Raw genomic sequence first — 18668 nt, forward strand, 5'->3', positions numbered from 1 at the left:
CTCAGTGAGCAGGCACGGTACGGTGCCGGGCCTGCTCACCTTGCCTCCATCCTTCCTTTAGTCATCCACTCACGTGATACGGTCCATCATCCGAGATCTTCAATAACCTCATCAAATACCGTTTGAAGCACCTGGATGGCCAGCTCGCGATCTCCTATCCTGTTTCGGCGCACCAATTCCGCTGCTTTTTCAAACGCTTCTTCTTGACGAGGTGACACCAATCTCGCTTTTGTTTGGAGTATCGGTTCCTTATATCTTCGGGAAATCATGCCAGAACTCCCCTGCTTGCCTTTACAATGAAGCACATAGGACTCTTGAGGGATAGGGCATATCACCCGCAGCGACGCAATGATGTACTCTCGCATCCACACCTCTTCTGCTACCTTGGCTGAACGGGCCAGCGTTTGCAAAGAACCAAAAACATCTTCCGGAATATCCGCTATCCACAGATCAGGCATCCTTCATCCTTTCCTTCTTCAGAAAACAACACCGCTCATCACACGAGAGCAGCAGTGACACACCAGAAACACGCAACGCTCCACGAAACCTTCTCTCCTGTTAGCGCCGGGTGTATACTGAGCCGGTAAAAATTGACTGACCCCCAAGAGGGCGGTACACTGAGGTATTCCAACAACATCCTCAGGAGACGCCCCATGCTTAGGAGTCAGACAGTGTTAACAATACATGATCTTTTTCATCAAGGCAAATCAGTTCAGGAAATTGCGCAAGCATTGAAGATTTCACGAACCACCGTCCGCAAATATCTCAAGCATCCTGAAGCGGTGCTACCCAAACCACGACCTCCCCGGCCTTCCAAGCTGGATCCCTTTCACGAGCAGATCAAGCGGTGGGTGACCGAAGATCATTGCACGAACTGTGAGGTGATTTTTACTCGCTTACAGAAGATGGGCTACACCGGTGGCATCAGTATTCTCAAGGAGTTTGTCCATCCGCTTCGGCCAGCGGTGGCTGGACATGCACCTGTGCAGCGCTACGAGACGAAGCCAGGTGACCAGGTGCAATTTGATTGGGGCGAATTCGTCTACGAGGAGGCAGGAGAACTGCGCAAGTACTACGGCTTTGTTGCGATTCTGGGCTACTCGCGCATGCGGTTCGTGACGTTTGTCAAACGCTGCGATACGCCCACGCTCATTCGCTGCTTGATGGAAACCTTTGAATATTTCGGAGGGCTCACTCGCGTGGCACTGACCGATCGGATGAAAAGCGTCTTGCTGGAGATGGTGGAGAATCAGCCGAAATGGAATCCCCGCTTTGCCGATTTCATGGTCTCCATCGGCGTGGGAGCACGGGTGTGCAAGCCGTATACCCCACAGACCAAAGGCAAGGTGGAACGCTCCGTGAGCCATGTGAAAAAGAGCTTGTGGGCTGGCATCATCTTCACCGATCTGGATGATCTCAACCGCCAGGCGCGTGCCTGGGGTGAACGGATCAATACGCGGGTGCATCGGACCACACATGTACGCCCGGTGGAGCGACTGGTCGAAGAGCGGTTGCTGCCACTGCCTGCCGATTTTGCCTGGGAGCGCTTCGCGACCGAGGAGCGAAAAGTGAGTTGGGACGGCTATCTGTCCTACGATGGTGTGCTCTACGGCGTACCTGGCCCGCTCCATCTGGCCGGCAGATCGGTTCTGGTTCGAGAGTGCAAAGGGGTGCTAACGATGTGGTCGGACGGGAAACGGATCTTTGAGATCGAGAAGCGGCCACGATCTCAGGAGAGTGTGCCGCATCCTGATCAGTGGAAGAGCGTACCCTCTGTCTCGGCTCAGAGGCGGACGCCAGTCCTTTGGGACATCTGCAGCCGGCGCCCGATGTCGTGACCCGTCCCTTGCAGGAATATGATCAGTATGGCCGAGTCGAGAGTGTGCAGGAGGTGTTGGCATGAAACACAGCATCTACCAGCAGCTGCACCTGCCCTACCTGGAGGCTGCCTTGCCTCAGCTGCTCCAGGAGGCGAGCACACAACAGTGGACGTATGAAACGTTGCTGCAACGGGCGCTGGCCACTGAAGTAGAAGGCCGCGAACAGAAGGCGATCGCAAGGCGACTCAAGGCAGCCCGTCTTCCCAGCACGAAGACGCTCGAGGGCTTTGACTTTTCGTTTCAGCCCTCGCTCTCTGAACGTCGGCTCCGGGAACTGGCTGATCTGTCGTTCGTACGCACGTGTACCAATATTGTGTTTCTTGGCCCTCCGGGAACGGGCAAAACGCACTTGAGCCTGGCCTTGGCCAATCGAGCGCTGACTGCAGGCCATTCTGTGTTGTTCACTACCCTCTCAGAGTTGTCGCATGCCCTCTCTACGGCGTCGCATCCTGGTCTCGTGCGAAGCCGGTTGCGTCGCTACATTACGCCAAGTGTGTTGGTGATTGATGAGGTGGGCTACACGACCTTGTCGCAGGAGCAAGCACGCTACTTCTTTGAATTAGTGACGGCTCGCTATGAGCACGGCTCGATCATTTTGACGTCCAACACCAGTTTTGCGGGATGGGGAACGTTGCTAGGCGATGAAGTACTGGCTACGGCGCTCCTCGACCGACTGTTGCATCACGCCGAGGTGATTGCTGTCAATGGGCGCAGCTACCGCATGAAAGAGCGGCAGACGGACCGAGCGAGTGTTTCGGCGCCATCGGAGGCGGCGCTCAGTGCCACCAGCGTCGTACCCACCGGCGTTCGGTAATCGGCGTGTCTCTGTCGGCGCTCTGAACATCTCAATCTGGCGCCGTATTTGGCCGGCGTCTGTTCGCCGGCGTTCAGGAATCGTATTCTCTGGAGTTTGTTTCTCAAGTCAGCCAATTCCAAATCGGCTCGCGTGTACATCGGCATTGACACTCCCTGCCATCTCGACAACAGACGTCCCTTCTTAAAACGTCTCTCCCTTCCGTTCTTCCCCATCCAACACATCGTGAACACACATCCCTTTGAAAACGCTCCACACCAGCGTTTTTCGCAGCCCTCTTCCGCTCTCGCGACGCCCTTCAGCTTCACCTTCCTCGCCACTCTCCCCCTGTCCCCTTCTATCTCCACCATCTCACTTTTCGCTCACATGTTCATCTCATCTATCAATCAAAAAATGACACAAGGAGGCTACCACAGTCAATTCCATTTTTCTTTGGTTGGCTTTTTTCTTCGCTTTTTGAGCGCTCCTTCTCCTGCCTCCATCGCCCTCCATCCTCTCCCCATGCGCTTTCCCTCCCGTTTCTCCCCCTCCCTCTTTCTCCCCAGGCCACCATGAAAAAAAGTGCTCATGTATTTTTCGCGTTTACACCCACGAGAGGCAAAGATTTCCCACGCTCTTTCAACGCGCAGGATGGGGTATACTACCTGGGAGACAAGCACACCTGTGCGTGTCTGTTCCAAAAGAGACGAGGGCTGAGGTGTGAACATGAATGACCGTGCAACAGCGGGAGCGTTTGTCACCAAGACGTTCGACTACGACGGTGGGAGGCCTGTGACGGTGTACGTCCCGCCAGATCCGCCCGAGGCCGTTGTATTCGCCAGTGACGGTCAGAGGATCTCGCAGTGGGGCCCGTTCCTCGAGGCAGCTGACGTTCCGCCCACGATGATCGTTGGTGGACATGGGCTGACGAACGAGCATCTGCGACTCCAGGAGTACTCACCGGTCTTTGATGCTGAACGGTTCGCAGCACATGAGAAGTTTTTCGTCGGAAATGTGCGCCAATGGATAACGTCGCGGTTTGGAGTAGGGCTGCCCGCTGAACGCACCGCGGTGTTCGGCGCCTCGGCGGGGAGAGAGCTCGCGCTCGCTCTTGGGCTCCGGCACCCCGACGTCTACGGTGCGATCTTCTGCGCCTCGCCGGGGGCAGGCTACACACCGGCGGAGGGGATGCCTCCTCGGATTCCGCGCACGTACCTTGTTGCTGGCACGCAAGAGCCGTTCTTCCTTGAGAATGCGATGAGATGGGCGGCCGCGCTACGCGATGCAGGTGCGGACGTGGTCATGAAAGAGCGGACCGGATCCCACGGCGACGCGTTCTGGCGAAAAGAGTTCCCGCTGATGGTGGCATGGGCGTTTGGACGCGAATAGATGACCTTCTACCTATTAAGGAAAGGACAATGAATGGGGAAGAGAAATTATCTTATCGAGGAGGTCTCCGGCACGGGCAAAACGTCGGTCTGCACAGAATTACAGCGTCGTGGCTACCAGGCCATTCATAGTGACCGGGAATTGAGGTATCAAGGCGATCTGGAAACAGGTACGCCAACGGATATCTTCACGTCTGATCGCCACAAGTCCCCCTTTCCCACGGATTGCGCAACGAGGTAGTAGCAAGAGAGTGACAGCTTGCTGACTGACCGTTCCTCAATGTTGAGCATATTTGCAGAGAAGCGGCGATATAGTAGACTTTTCTGAAAACACCTTGCTTTGAGAAAAGAGAAAACCATGAGCGAAACGAAGACCTTTCACACTTCTCTGGCGGTCATTGTCGATATCCCTGGGAATCGTTGGGTCCTGGAAGCGATCTTGCAGGATATCGATCGCCGAGGCATCCAACAGATCGTGAATCTGGGAGATCACCTGACAGGCCTGCTCGATCCCACGGGCACCGCCGACCTGCTCATCGCCCGCACGATGATGAATGTTTGTGGCAACGACGATCGCGAGCTGTTTCTGCCGCAGGAAAAATGCTCGCTCTCCCAAAACTACACCTGCACCCAACTCACCCCGGCTCATTTTGCCTGGCTGTACTCCTTGCCGGACACAACCATTGTCGCCGATGAGCTCTTTGCCTGCCATGGCAACCTCTTCGATGCGCCGTATCTCCTTGAAGAGGTCACTCCTTCTGGTGTCTTCTTGAGAAGTACTTTAGCCATCGCGACTAGCGTCGCTGAGATTGCCCAACCCGTTATCCTCAGTGGACATAGCCACATCCCGCGCACGGTTTCCCTCCCGCAAGGAAAGCTCCTCATTAACCCTGGGAGCGTTGGAATGCCGGCCCACTCGATGGAGACATATGGTATGGAATCCGGCAGCCCTCACGCTCGTTATGCGCTTTTGTATCAGAACCAGCACGGAAGGCACTCCTGCGAAGGTGTTCGCGACGCTGCTGCCAGATATTCTGGTCGTCTGTGCGAGCTCTATCCCTCACATGGCACCATTGGTGGAACAGCACTGGGAACAGTTCTCGCGCATCTGGAACAGCGGTGTCAAGATGTCGTTGCTTTTCTCGCAGGCAGCATTGACAATACCGCTTCCCGCGGGGGCGACCGTTCTGCTCATCTCCAGTGGCGCGGCTCTTGGAGTGTACACTTCCCCTCCCGATCTCTCACCTGCCGATTTTATCAAAAATCGGGCAACCAGGCCAACAACAGAGGATGTCGCCAGGGCCGTTATAGAACTTGCCAGTGACCAGAGAGAGAAAGCTGGAAAGACGTTCGTCATTTCAGAAATAGAACACTACCTCTCTTTCAAAATACTCATATAAATAGGAAATATGTTGCTATCTCTATCAATAGTAGATGAGATAAACATAAATACTTGACAAAAGAACGCCATTATCGTATACTCTATGCAATGATCAAAAAAGTCACATTAAAATAGATGCTATAACAAATTATGTGTGATAATGTCACAAAGTATCAGGAAAACACTCCACCACCGCAATAAATATCCAATATTAATTCTTTAGTATAAATGCGCACTAAAAATCCACCTCGCAAAATACCTCGCAATTTATTTCTCACTTATAAACTTTTAATAAAATTACAAATCAATTGATTTACACATAGTCCTTCAAATCATCAAGCAAATTTTAGAAATCACATGCAAAATAATTTTATCCCGCAAATAACAACATATAACTATATTTACGCACCACAAACACAACGATCACATCGTTTCGCAGAAATGATGTATCTGCGTTACCCAAAAATTCTGAACTCTGACGAGAAGCGGTCTTAACAAGACTTTCCCTGAAAGGATGTAAGAAGCAATGGCAAAGGTAATTGGCATTGACCTGGGCACAACCAACTCAGCAATGGCTGTTATTGAGGCTGGTGAACCAACTGTTTTAGAGAACAGCGAAGGATCACGAATAACACCTTCAGTTGTAGCTATAACGAAAAGTGGAGAGAGGCTAGTTGGACAGGTTGCAAAACGTCAAGCAGTAACTAACCCCGAGAATACCATTTTTTCTATAAAACGACTTATGGGGCGCAAATTCACCGATCCTGAGGTCCAACGCACGATGCAAATAGTACCTTATAAGATTACATCTGCTCCCAATGGAGACGTTCGTGTGGTGATGGGTGGACGTGAATATAGCCCACCCGAAATCTCAGCTATGATTCTACAAAAATTAAGAATTGATGCTGAAGCAAAACTAGGTGAACGTGTTACTCAAGCCGTAATTACAGTGCCAGCTTACTTTAATGATACGCAACGCCAAGCGACTAAAGATGCAGGCACAATTGCAGGGCTTGAGGTTTTACGCATCATTAATGAACCCACAGCAGCTTCATTAGCCTACGGGTTGGATAAAAAGCATGATGAAATTATTGCCGTTTATGATCTTGGAGGAGGAACATTCGATATCTCAATCTTACAACTGGGTGAGGGCGTCTTTGAAGTCAAGGCTACCAACGGCGATACCCACCTGGGCGGAGATGATTTCGATCAACGCATTATAGAGTGGTTGATCGACGAGTTCCGCAAAGATCAAGGAATTGATTTAAGTAAAGATCGTATGGCAATTCAGCGTTTAAAAGAAGCAGCAGAACGCGCCAAAATTGAATTGTCTTCCTCACAGCAAACGGAGATCAATTTACCATTCATCACTGCAGACGCCAGTGGACCACGGCATATGGTTATTACAATGACGAGAGCCAGGTTAGAGCAATTGGTAGGCGATCTAATTGAGAAAACACGTGGTCCTGTCATAAAAGCGCTTGAAGATGCCGGTATCAAGGCCAGCGATGTCAATGAAGTGGTTTTAGTTGGTGGCCAAACCCGTATGCCAGCAGTAGTAGATTTGGTTCGAAAGATCTTTGGAAAAGAACCCAATAAAGGAGTTAATCCTGATGAGGTAGTAGCAGTAGGAGCAGCAATACAAGCAGGAGTATTAAAGGGCGAAATGAAAGACGTCCTTCTACTTGATGTGACGCCTCTGTCCCTAGGTGTTGAGACTATGGGTGGAGTAATGACCAAATTAATAGATCGCAACACAACCATTCCGGCGCGTAAGGGTGAAGTCTTCAGTACTGCAGAAGATAATCAGTCCGCTGTAGACATCCATGTACTACAAGGTGAGCGCGAACTGGCTCGCGACAATAAGAGCTTGGGACGCTTCAGATTAGAAGGTATTGCCCCCGCACCTCGTGGTGTACCGCAGGTTGAAGTGGCCTTTGATATTGATGCTAATGGTATTCTGAATGTCACGGCGCGCGATAAAGCCACCGGAAAAGAACAAAAGATCACTATCACAGCATCTAGCGGTCTCTCTAAGGATGAAGTAGAGCAATTGGTACGAGATGCAGAGCAACATGCTCAAGAGGATCGTCAACATCGAGAGGAGATCGAGGCACGAAATCGTGCAGATAGTCTGGCCTACCAGGCGGAGAGAACGCTGAAAGATGTAGGAGAAAAGCTTCCCCAGACTTGCGTAGTGAAATAGAAGCAAAAATCAAGGCAGTACGTGATGCTTTATCAAGTAATGACATTACACGCGTTCGTACCGCTTCAAATGAACTGGAAACCACTACACAACGCATTAATCCTGATGTCTATAGTCAAGCTGGAACATCTGCAGGTACAGAAACTTCAGCGGGCGCATCAACATCAGATAGTGATACGGGAACTGTCGAAGGTGAATACAGAGAAGTCTAGTTTCATTTAATAAATGCTCATTCTAAAAGGGGCCTTGTTCATGACAAGGCCCCTTTTAGGAAAAAGGCATGTCTTCTGAGTTACTACAATACAATGTAATCTCCCAATCAGAGCAGACTTTCTTCCAATACATCAAAACGCTTGCTGTGTACATGTAAGTAACGGCTTAGGCAAACATTGTCTTATCGCCAATGTTTGGATAAATACCCAAGAAGAGAGATTTGAAATGAACATTGAGCACTTTACTGAGAAAGCTCGCGAGGCAGTTAGTGATGCGGCTCAGATTGCAAGAGACCATAACCATGGACAAGTGGAGGTTGAACATTTGTTAGCTGCTCTACTTGCCCAAGAAGGTGGGGTAATACAACAAACCATTAATAAGGTAGGAGGTAATCTCACTACAGCACAGCACATTGTTAATGAAGAACTAGAACGCATGCCTCGAGTTTACGGAGGCAATGAACCGGGTATTTCACCTCGCCTTCGCAAGGTTTTGGAAGATGGTTGGCGCGAAATGAGCACCTTTCATGATGAGTATCTTAGCGTAGAGCATTTATTACTAGCAATGTTTAATATTAGCGATGGTGCAGTACCTCGTGTTTTACAGGCAGCAGGACTTACACGCGATAATGTATTACAAGCTCTGACTTCAATTCGGGGGGCACAACGTGTGACTGACCAGAATCCAGAAGGAAAATATCAGGCATTAGAGAAATATGGTCGTAATCTGACACAACTTGCTATGCAAGGCAAGCTCGATCCTGTCATTGGACGCGATGAGGAAATTCGCCGCGTTATTCAAGTTTTGAGCAGGCGTACAAAAAATAATCCTGTATTGATAGGGGAGCCAGGCGTTGGTAAAACGGCTATTGTTGAAGGATTAGCATTACGCATAGTGCGTGGTGATGTCCCTAAATCTCTGGCCAATAAGCAGATTATTGCACTTGATCTGAGTGCATTAGTTGCCGGCGCTAAGTACCGTGGAGAATTTGAGGATCGTTTAAAAGCAGTGCTGAAAGAAGTGACAAGTTCCGAAGGGAACATCATCCTCTTCATCGATGAATTACATACTTTAGTTGGTGCCGGAGCTGCGGAAGGTGCGATGGATGCTTCAAATATGCTGAAACCGATGCTGGCACGCGGCGAGCTTCATTGCATCGGTGCTACTACTCTGGATGAATATCGTAAGTATATAGAGAAAGATGCGGCACTTGAGCGCCGTTTCCAACCTGTTATAATCGAGCCACCTTCAGTTGAAGATACGATCAGCATTTTACGAGGCTTGAAACAGCGCTACGAAGTTCATCATGGAGTGCGTATCACCGATAGCGCAATAGTAGCAGCAGCTGTTCTCTCTGATCGCTACATCACCGATCGTTTCTTACCAGATAAGGCAATAGATCTCATTGATGAGGCAGCTAGCCGATTACGCGTAGAGTTAGATAGTACGCCTACTGAGATCGACGATCTAGATCGGCGCATTCGTCAGTTACAAGTTGAATTAGAAGCACTAAAAAAAGAAACTGATGAAGCAAGTAAGGAGCGGCTGGCCCGAGTTCAACAAGAAATCACTACCTTACAAGAGCAATTGGATGAGCTGGAACAAGCCTTTGAACGTGAACGTGGGCCAGTTGAGACGATGCAACGCCTGACTAAGGAGCTGGAACAGGCACAAGTTGAGCTTGAAAAAGCTGAACGTGATTATAATTTCGAGAAGGCAGCTGAGCTTCGTCAGTACTATTCCAAAATTGAACAAAAAATCCAGGAAATAGAAGCACAACTTACCAATATAAAGGGAAAGCGCTTACTCAAAGAAGAGGTCGATGCTGAGGATATTGCTGAAGTTGTTTCTAAGTGGACACACATTCCAGTATCTAAGCTCATGGAAGCAGAAATCGAAAAGCTGGTTCATATGGAAGATCGCTTACGGCAGCGCGTTGTAGGACAAGAACAAGCATTGCAAGCTGTTTCAGATGCGATCCGCCGAGCACGTGCTGGTTTGCAAGATCCCAACCGCCCACTAGCCAGCTTCCTTTTCCTGGGACCAACAGGTGTCGGTAAAACGGAACTGGCGCGAGCACTTGCTGAATTTCTTTTCGATGATGAACATGCACTCATCCGTATAGACATGTCAGAGTATATGGAAAAGCATAGTGTGTCACGTTTGATTGGTGCTCCTCCCGGTTATGTTGGCTACGAAGAAGGAGGACAATTAACTGAGGCAGTACGTCGTCGACCGTATAGTGTTGTACTCTTCGATGAAATCGAGAAAGCTGCTCCAGAGATTTTTAATACGTTGCTCCAACTACTCGATGATGGCCGCTTAACTGATGGTCAAGGACGCACCGTCGATTTCAAAAACACAGTCATCATTATGACAAGTAATGTTGGGGTTACCTGGCTTCAGGAACTTGAGGGGCTGGATGAAGATGAGGTTCAACGCAGGGTACGCCAGCGTCTCCGTGATGAGGGATTCCGGCCCGAGTTTATCAACCGTATTGATGAAATTGTGGTCTTCCATCCAATCACACGTGAACAGATGAAAGATATTGTACGTATTCAGATCAATCGGTTACAACCACGACTTGCTGAACGCCACATGTCATTGCAACTAACAGATGCTGCACTGGATTTGTTAGCTGAAATGGGCTATGATCCCCAATTTGGTGCGCGCTCACTAAAGCGAGTCATACAAAGAGAAATAGAAAATCGCATTGCACATGATATCCTTAATGGTACGATACATGACGGAGATACTATTAAGGTTGATGTCAGGGATGGCAAGCTTGTAATAGAGCCCATAAAAACTCCGTCTCAGGAAGTATCCGTTGCACACGGATAAAATGTAGTAAACTTAGCTCATCCCAGTGGTAAATAAACTCAAAGCAAGACCACGTGCATAAACGGTTTATGCATGTGGTCTTGCTTTGAGTCGGGCTAAATTAAAGAGCAGTAGACAGAAATCAGCCACTACTCTTTTTCATCATTCGTCTATAATAGACTTACTGCTAACTGCGTGGGACGCAAAGCACCCATGCAGTTCCTGGCAGTGCAACACCTGATAAATTAGTAACAATGACATGCCAACCAGTAGGATTATTCAACATAGTCGCGGGAAATGGTCCTGTGGTTGTAATAGCGCCACCTTGAATTCCACCAGTACCAATAGCCCCACCACCACCAATAGCGATCCTGCCGAAAGGACACACAACCGCAATGTCAGCGGCAGTAGCATTGGGAATAGTTTGCGTATTGGTCTGCACAATAATGTTAGAGTCATGTTGTTGACCAATAGGATGTGCAAATGCAACATTGGATGTCATTACAAAAGCGCTACATATCAAAGCGAAAAATAATCGAAAAATTCCCTTGAACACACGTGCCTCCTTGGACTCTCCAGACAGATTTATACTATTAAATAATAAAGGAATGTGCAATCCTTCATCTTTTTAAGTATAAATCTGTCACCAAAGAGATGAATTCCACCATCTACATCCATCCTTTGGAGGACGCTACAGCCTTATTCTATCTACTATTCTACTAGATATATGGGAGATTTACTCCCTGCGTCGCATCCATGGGTCTCATTGAGACGCTATTACTCATCTCAAATCATGCATCTATGGTGGAAGCAAAAAAAGATAACTCGGGCTAAATTAGCGCTAGTAGGTATTTTTCCAAAGGATCATCCAGGTAGCATAACCAGATGATACGCTCATTCGGTTTTGTACCTTTTACAATGGAGGCTACTATAATGGAAGCTACAATGCCAAAAGTTAACCAGGAACGCTTATTAAGGATGCACAAATATTGGAACGCAGCCAATTACCTTACTATCGGTCAAATTTATCTAAAAGAAAATCCTCTTCTCAAACAGCCTCTCAGACCTGAACATATCAAACCACGACTCTTAGGCCACTGGGGAACCTCTCCAGGGCTGAGTTTTATCTACACGCACTTGAACCGGCTGATCCAGGATAATAATATCGATATGATCTACCTGACAGGCCCTGGGCACGGCGGACCAGCGATCATTGCTCAAGTATACCTCGAAGGTACTTATACTGAAGTATATCCTCAGGTCACTCAAGATGTGGAAGGGATGCGACACCTCTTTCGGCAATTCTCATCTCCAGGAGGCGTGCCTAGCCATGTAAGCGTTACCACTCCAGGCTCTATACATGAAGGCGGGGAATTAGGTTATGTGCTTTCACATGCCTTTGGCGCTGCCTTTGATAGTCCCAATTTGATCGTTGCTGCCGTCGTTGGTGATGGCGAAGCTGAAACTGCTCCTCTTGAAGGCGCATGGAAGGGCATTAAGTTTTTAAATCCTGTACGTGATGGCGCGGTCCTTCCTATTCTTCATCTTAACGGCTATAAGATATCAGGGCCAACCGTGCTGGGCCGCGCTGAGGATGAAGAGATTCAAAAGCTGCTTACTGGACATGGTTATGAGGTGTTCTATGTCGAAGGCAGTGAACCCATGAAAGTCCATCAGGCCTTTGCTGATACTTTGGATGTATGCTATTCAAAAATTCGAGCTTATCAAGCAGATGCCAGACAGAATGGTTTTTCAAAGCGTCCTAGTTGGCCGGTAATCATTTTACGTACCCCCAAAGGGTGGACTGGACCCAGGGAAGTTGATGGTCTCCCTATAGAAGGCACATTCCGTGCTCACCAGGTGCCAGTTGCAGATGTAAGGGAAAATCCAGCACATCTTCAAATCCTCGAAAATTGGATGCGTAGTTATAAGCCTGAAGAGATTTTCGATAATAGCGGGCGTTTAATTGCAGAGTTAGCGGATTTGGCTCCCAAAGGTGATCGCCGCATGGGTGCAAATCCCCATGCCAATGGCGGAAAATTGCGGGTTGAGTTAGAGATACCATCTTATAATAACTATGCATTTGAGGTGAAAAAACCTGCTACGCAGCGTCAGGAATCTACACGACCTTTCGGTAAAATGATGCGCGACATCTATAAACTCAATTCCAAAGTACACAATTTCCGCCTTTTCTGCCCCGATGAAACCAATTCCAATCGCCTGGGGGATGTCTTCGACGTTGAAAATCGTTGCCTGGTCGAGAAAATCATTCCAATTGATGATCATGTTTCTCCCAATGGCCGGGTGATGGAGGTGTTGAGCGAACATTTGTGCCAGGGCTGGCTAGAGGGCTTCCTGCTCACCGGACGTCATGGCATCTTTGCTACTTATGAGGCCTTTGCGATGGTCTCGGATTCAATGACGGTCCAACATTCAAAGTGGCTTCAAGAAGGATCAAAACTACCCTGGCGAGCTCCTATCTCTTCATTAAACATCCTTTTGACTTCAACTTGTTGGCGCAATGACCATAATGGTTTTAGCCATCAAGGTCCTGGGCTTATCGATACGGTCCTTTCTAAGAAAGGGACAGTCGCCCGTATCTATCTACCACCAGATTCTAATTGCTTGCTTTCTATCGCCGATCATTGTTTACATAGCTGCAACTATGTAAACTTGATTGTGATTGATAAACAGGCTCATTTGCAATACTTGAATATGGATGAGGCGGTCGATCATTGTAATCGCGGCCTGTCGATTTGGAAGTGGGCAAGCAATGACGATAAATTAGAACCTGATGTAGTGTTGGCTTCTGCTGGTGATGTGCCTACTCTAGAAACCATCGCTGCCGCTCATTGGCTGCGCCACCATATTCCGGAAATGAAGGTACGTGTAGTTAATGTGGTTGATTTGATGACTCTTTATCCACCTTACTTCCATCCTCATGGTATGTCTGATGCAGCCTTTATCGAGCATTTCACTACTAACAAGCCTGTGATATTCGCGTTCCATGGCTATCAGCGTGCTATTCATGAGGTTATTCATGGTCGCCCTAATACCCCACGCTTTCATGTCCGTGGCTTTATGGAAGAAGGTACGACAACCACGCCTTTCGATATGGTGGTACTAAATGGTATGAGCCGCTATCACCTTTGTATAGAAGCCATGAAACGTGCTCCTCGGGTACATAGCCTTACCCCTCCCCTTATCGAGAAATGTAATGATATGTTGAAAAAGCACTATTCTTACGTTCGTGAGCATCTGGAGGATATGCCTGAGATAGCCAACTGGGTTTGGACCGACTAGAGTTAATGGCATTCAAAAGATAGTGGACAGACCTTTTTCACAAATATGAAAAGGGTCTGTCCACTATTATAATGTGTAACTACTTTATACACATTACATTTTTGTAGTATGTTCTGGCGCGATGACTATTACAACACGCTCATCACCTGGCTGGTGATTAGGATAGGTATCTACACCCATGTATTTCTTGGCCATCGAGTTAATAAAACGCAGGTCTGGATCTTCATCTACACGTACGACACGGCCACGCACTTCTAAATAGCGATAGGGATTCGTGGGGTCCACGATTGAAAGCGCAATACGAGGGTCCCGCTGCAGGTTTTTATATTTCTGGCGCCCCTTGGTCTGACTAAATAGGATATGTGTCCCATCCCAATCAAACCAGACTGGCGTGGTCTGAGGCTCTCCTGCAGGCCCAATAGTGGCAATATGCGCCAGGGCAGTTGTGCTTAATAAATCTTTATAATCTTCAGATATCTGAGTCATTTTATTCTCCCTTTAAGTAATTAGAGGCTTTTCTTACTACCATATGTATGGATATGGCAATTTAGCAAAAACGAAGAATGTTTTGCCCCTCTACCTCACTTAAACATATTTCAGTAGCAATCTATTCCTTACTTAAATTTTTTTATCTTTTAATTCTCTTCTGAGAACATTTGCTCACGAATAAGGTAGTTTTCTAGACAAGCAAGGAACCGCGCAATAAGGGATAATTGCACGGTCCCCTTTCCTACTTACTCATTTTGATTGCAGATAACGCAGGGATGCTTATGGTAGATAAGCTCTAACGCGACCAGAAGATTATTATTTAATCAGCAATCTCGATAAGGCAGCCTTCGTTTGCACGTAGTGAAAAGCTGTTTAAATCGACCTGGCTATTGCGATCAAGCAATGTCGATAGCAAAATATTGCCTTGCTTGATATGAGCAAGTGATAGCTTTTGCTCCTCAGCAGAACAATTCAATGCTATCAGGTAACGTTTCCCCTCTTGCTCTCGTACATATACAAAACATTCTTCTGGCATTCCATCTACTGAGGTGTAGCTGCCAATTGTGAGGGCGGGAATGGCACGCCGTAATGTGAGTAATGTTTTAGTGAATATGAGATGAGAGGACGCATCATTCTGCTCACTTTGTACATTCACCTGCTGGTAATCTTCAGACAGTGGCAACCAACTGGCAATGCCAGGCTTGACAAAACCTGCCCCGGGCTGACTATTCCATTGCATTGGTGAACGCTGTGGATCTCGACTATGGATCGGATTATCCTTGCCTTGTGGATCATGCATCATTTCATGCGGGACAATGGCATTTTGCATGCCTAGTTCATCCCCATAGTAACATGTTGGTGTCCCACGCAATGTGAGTAGCAACATCTGGGCGATACGAGATTGTTCTTTGCCAACACGGCTGGCAATACGAGATCGATCATGATTGCCAAGTACCCAGTTCGGCCACGCTCCTTCTGGTAGGGCTTTTTCATAGGTATCTACACAAGTACGGATAGCTTTGGCGTTCCAGGCCGAGAGCTCGATGAATTGAAAATTAAATGGTAGATGTACTTCATCTAAAAATTCTCCATAGTAACTCATTAAGCGTGGGACAGGTAGGTAAATTTCCCCAATAAAGACACGTTCCCCATAGCTGTCAACCAGGGCCCGCATTTCTCTGATAATTTCATGTACCTCTGACTGATCTTCAGTATAGCGACCTTCTTGTCTTGCGTATGGAGGGTCACCTGGCTTCCACTCAGGACGGTTTGGATTATCTCGAAACTGGGCATCTTTGATCATCATCCATATTACGTCCACCCTAAAACCGTCTACACCCCGATCTAACCAGAAGCGCAGGACATTATACATTGCTTCTTTTACTACCGGATTTCTCCAGTTGAGGTCTGGCTGCTTTACATCAAACATATGCAGATAATATTGTCCGCTGATTTCATCAAACTGCCAGGCTGATCCTCCAAAAAAGCTTGTCCAGTTGTTGGGTGGGCCTCCATCAGCCGCTGGATCATGCCAGATATACCAGTCTCGTTTGCTGCTTTCTCGACTGGAACGGGATTCTACAAACCAGGGATGCTCATCAGATGTGTGGTTAGGCACAAAGTCTAGAATGAGTTTCATGTTTTGCTGGTGAACTTTGTGCAATAGGGCATCAAAATCATTGAGCGTTCCAAATAATGGCTCAATATCAGTGTAGTTCGCAATATCATAACCAAAATCAGCCATTGGGGATGGATAAATGGGTGATAACCATATTGCGTCAATCCCAAGCCATTTTAAGTAATCTAGTCGTTGATTGATACCAACCAGGTCTCCTACACCATCCCCATTGCTATCCATAAAACTGCGTGGATAAATCTGATAAACAACACCAGTCTGCCACCATTCATATGCGTGTGCCATACAACTGTACCTCTTGATAAATACTGAACTATATTATTCATCCATAACTGGCACCATTGTTAAGTACAAAAATTGGCTGCCAGCTATGGATGCGTATCAGGTCACATCATAGCTTTCTATCGATGTGCTTCTATCCATCTTACAATATCATTGTCGAGTAATGCTCTATCCGCCTCGAATTCGGTATCGTGGTACCAATCTGGATAGGTTTTCCATTCTTTATCAGTACTTTTTAAAGCGTTGTAAAAGGTTTGAGCGGCTGCTATAACAACAACTTTATCTCCTTGCGCTTGTAATACTAACGAGGGAATTGTGACTGATCTGGCTTTTTTTAACGTTTCTAAACGCATGCGCAATATTTGTACGAGAAAAGTCGCGGTGAGGTCCCTCACCCAGTAGGGATCTTCTTCTAACATCCGTGCGGCTTCACTGTTTGCTGTCATCCCTTCGTGCCCGCCTCCCACACGCCAAAGACGACGCGATTTGAAGATCCCACCAATCAGAATAGAGAGGGTTGTACGTAACGACAGTTGACTTCTGTCACGTATCCAGGGATTCAGGAAAATGACACCATTCAGGAGATGTCCATAGGCTGCCGCAACATGGGTGGCAAAGATTCCACCCATACTATGACCGAGGATATAGACTCTGGCATCTGGATGCCGTTTATGAATTTCTACTATAATCTCGGCTATATCTTGAACGTATTGTTGATAGGCATCTATATGCCCGGGTTGACCATGTGAGTTCCCAAATCCTCGATGATCCACGGTGTAAACGCTTAGGCCTCGCATAAATAATTCATTGGCCATGTCAACATACCATCCTCCATGTCCACCCAAACCATGGAGTATTAAGAGCACATCGGTGCTCTCTCTTTGCCAGGAGCGGAGGAATAATTGGCAATTGTCTTTTAAGGTTATATGCTCGCTTTTACACTGAGAGGTTCCATCCTCTTTTAACACTCCCCATACTCCAGGTATATCTGCATTATAGTGCGTCATACTCTTTCTTGCCCCTTTGCATGCATTCGTTTCATTCTTAATCGCGTGGATAAGCACAACCTTGCCATATTATAACACGCGTTCTTGCGATTCTTTTTTGCGAGCATATAAACTTTAGGAGTATACTATCTTTAAGAGGGCTAACGTTCCTGTAAGATGTCTTTTATTATCGCAACTGTTGTGAGATGTCCCCTTTCATTTTCAAGTACAGGCACAGCTTATGAAACATCATTTCATTCCTCTACACATTGTTGCGTTTAGCGTCATGATCTTATTCATTTCGCTCTTTTTTACAAGTAGCCGCACAGAAATACAAACTACCCATGCAAAAGTGCTTCCATACACTACTAGCATGGGTACAGGTCCAGATCTTCAACTAGAGGCTTTTACTGGTACATGGTATAGTCATGGTGCAGCATTGGTTATTCAATCTAATGGATATGCAACTTATACTGCCCGTGCTTATATCTGGTGCAATACGGGTTCGGCTCCACCATGTGATGTAATACAGGGTAATAATATTATTTCTGGCATCCACATGGAACTTAGATTTACACATACTCAAGGGGATATCGCTTATGGAACTGTCCTCAAAAGCACTACTGGCCATGTCGGTTCCCCGGTTAGTCTGACTTTGACACACAATCATACAGCGAACTTCAAAGAGGTAACATCCAACTCACCTCGGCTTCTTTGCGACCTGCAAGCCCCTGCTGGGCTCTGCGGAGCATAATATGAACGTTGCTTGACTCAGATCCTTTTTATATCATGGGTTGGACCAATCTACACATTAACAGGAGAATAAAATATTGAACACATTTACTTCAGCTGAAATAGCGTACTTTGCGGATCAAAAATTGGGCCGTCTGGCCACAATCAATCAAACCGGTGCTCCTCATGTTGTTCCTGTAGGTTTTAGCTTTAATGCTGAACTGGGAACCATTGATATCGCAGGCTATAATCTGATGAAAAGCCTGAAATACCGCAATGTGTTGAGGAATGGTCTCGCTGCCTTTGTCGTTGACGATGTCCTTCCTCCATGGCAACCTCGAGGCATTGAGGTACGTGGTCGAGCAGAAATTATAAAAAAAGGTGGTCAGGAAATCATTCAAAACGAAAATGTAGATGCAGAATTTATTCGCCTCACCCCTCAAAGAATCATTTCCTGGGGCATCGACACTGATCCTTATCATCCAAATAGTAGATCGGTCTGACCAGCAATAGAGGTTAGTAACAGTTGCCAAAAAAGTGAGAGAACATGGGCAGACGA

Annotated in this window: 12 protein-coding genes and 3 pseudogenes; 10 read left to right on the forward strand and 5 right to left on the reverse strand. The window is 47.2% G+C overall.

Going from position 1 to position 18668, the window contains the following annotated elements:
- Positions 1 to 86: 86 nt before the first annotated feature.
- Positions 87 to 458, reverse strand: a complete 372-nt coding sequence (locus EL645_RS00105; RefSeq protein WP_126548165.1) for a hypothetical protein — start codon at positions 456 to 458, stop codon at positions 87 to 89.
- A 195-nt stretch (positions 459 to 653) separates the two neighbouring features.
- Between EL645_RS00105 and istA the strand changes: the two genes are divergently transcribed.
- The 8 genes and pseudogenes from istA (at position 654) to clpB (ending at position 10702) form a co-directional block, all read left to right on the forward strand.
- On the forward strand, positions 654 to 1838 hold the full coding sequence (gene istA / locus EL645_RS00110; RefSeq protein ID WP_126548166.1) for an IS21 family transposase: 1185 nt from the start codon (positions 654 to 656) through the stop codon (positions 1836 to 1838).
- Positions 1839 to 1899: 61 nt separating this feature from the next.
- Entirely contained in the window at positions 1900 to 2694 is a 795-nt protein-coding gene (istB, locus tag EL645_RS00115; RefSeq protein WP_126548167.1) for an IS21-like element helper ATPase IstB, read from the forward strand.
- A gap of 705 nt (positions 2695 to 3399) precedes the next feature.
- On the forward strand, positions 3400 to 4062 hold the full coding sequence (locus EL645_RS00120) for an alpha/beta hydrolase (RefSeq protein WP_126548168.1): 663 nt from the start codon (positions 3400 to 3402) through the stop codon (positions 4060 to 4062).
- 33 nt (positions 4063 to 4095) lie between these two features.
- Positions 4096 to 4248: pseudogene (locus EL645_RS45130) on the forward strand (nucleoside kinase); the annotation flags it as partial.
- 171 nt (positions 4249 to 4419) lie between these two features.
- Positions 4420 to 4932 (forward strand): annotated as a pseudogene (locus EL645_RS45135) (metallophosphoesterase family protein); the annotation flags it as partial.
- Positions 4933 to 4990: 58 nt separating this feature from the next.
- The gene (locus EL645_RS42170) at positions 4991 to 5461 is read left to right on the forward strand and encodes a Rossmann-fold NAD(P)-binding domain-containing protein (RefSeq protein WP_246035230.1); all 471 of its coding nucleotides are present in this window, start codon (positions 4991 to 4993) and stop codon (positions 5459 to 5461) included.
- 507 nt (positions 5462 to 5968) lie between these two features.
- Positions 5969 to 7860: pseudogene (dnaK, locus tag EL645_RS00135) on the forward strand (molecular chaperone DnaK).
- A 226-nt stretch (positions 7861 to 8086) separates the two neighbouring features.
- A complete protein-coding gene (gene clpB / locus EL645_RS00140; protein WP_126548170.1) occupies positions 8087 to 10702 on the forward strand; it encodes an ATP-dependent chaperone ClpB in 2616 nt (871 codons plus the stop codon).
- Positions 10703 to 10868: 166 nt separating this feature from the next.
- On the opposite strand, the gene EL645_RS00145 is transcribed toward clpB, so the two are convergent.
- The gene (locus EL645_RS00145) at positions 10869 to 11183 is read right to left on the reverse strand and encodes a hypothetical protein (RefSeq protein WP_126548171.1); all 315 of its coding nucleotides are present in this window, start codon (positions 11181 to 11183) and stop codon (positions 10869 to 10871) included.
- Positions 11184 to 11626: 443 nt separating this feature from the next.
- Between EL645_RS00145 and EL645_RS00150 the strand changes: the two genes are divergently transcribed.
- A complete protein-coding gene (locus EL645_RS00150) occupies positions 11627 to 13984 on the forward strand; it encodes a phosphoketolase family protein (protein ID WP_126548172.1) in 2358 nt (785 codons plus the stop codon).
- Positions 13985 to 14077: 93 nt separating this feature from the next.
- Here the strand turns inward: EL645_RS00150 and EL645_RS00155 are convergent, their stop codons facing one another.
- The 3 genes from EL645_RS00155 to EL645_RS00165 form a co-directional block, all read right to left on the reverse strand.
- Positions 14078 to 14470 (reverse strand): PPOX class F420-dependent oxidoreductase, encoded by a 393-nt coding sequence (locus tag EL645_RS00155; protein ID WP_126548173.1) that lies wholly within the window; start codon positions 14468 to 14470, stop codon positions 14078 to 14080.
- 322 nt (positions 14471 to 14792) lie between these two features.
- The gene (locus EL645_RS00160) at positions 14793 to 16394 is read right to left on the reverse strand and encodes an alpha-amylase family glycosyl hydrolase (RefSeq protein WP_126548174.1); all 1602 of its coding nucleotides are present in this window, start codon (positions 16392 to 16394) and stop codon (positions 14793 to 14795) included.
- Positions 16395 to 16510: 116 nt separating this feature from the next.
- On the reverse strand, positions 16511 to 17398 hold the full coding sequence (locus tag EL645_RS00165; protein WP_126548175.1) for an alpha/beta fold hydrolase: 888 nt from the start codon (positions 17396 to 17398) through the stop codon (positions 16511 to 16513).
- A gap of 809 nt (positions 17399 to 18207) precedes the next feature.
- On the opposite strand from EL645_RS00165, the gene EL645_RS00170 reads away from it, so the two are divergent.
- Complete coding sequence (locus EL645_RS00170) at positions 18208 to 18612, forward strand: PPOX class F420-dependent oxidoreductase (protein ID WP_126548176.1); 405 nt, start codon at positions 18208 to 18210, stop codon at positions 18610 to 18612.
- Positions 18613 to 18668 lie beyond the last annotated feature (56 nt).

Origin of the sequence: Dictyobacter kobayashii (assembly GCF_003967555.1) — a bacterium.
Classification (GTDB): Bacteria; Chloroflexota; Ktedonobacteria; order Ktedonobacterales; family Ktedonobacteraceae; genus Dictyobacter; species Dictyobacter kobayashii.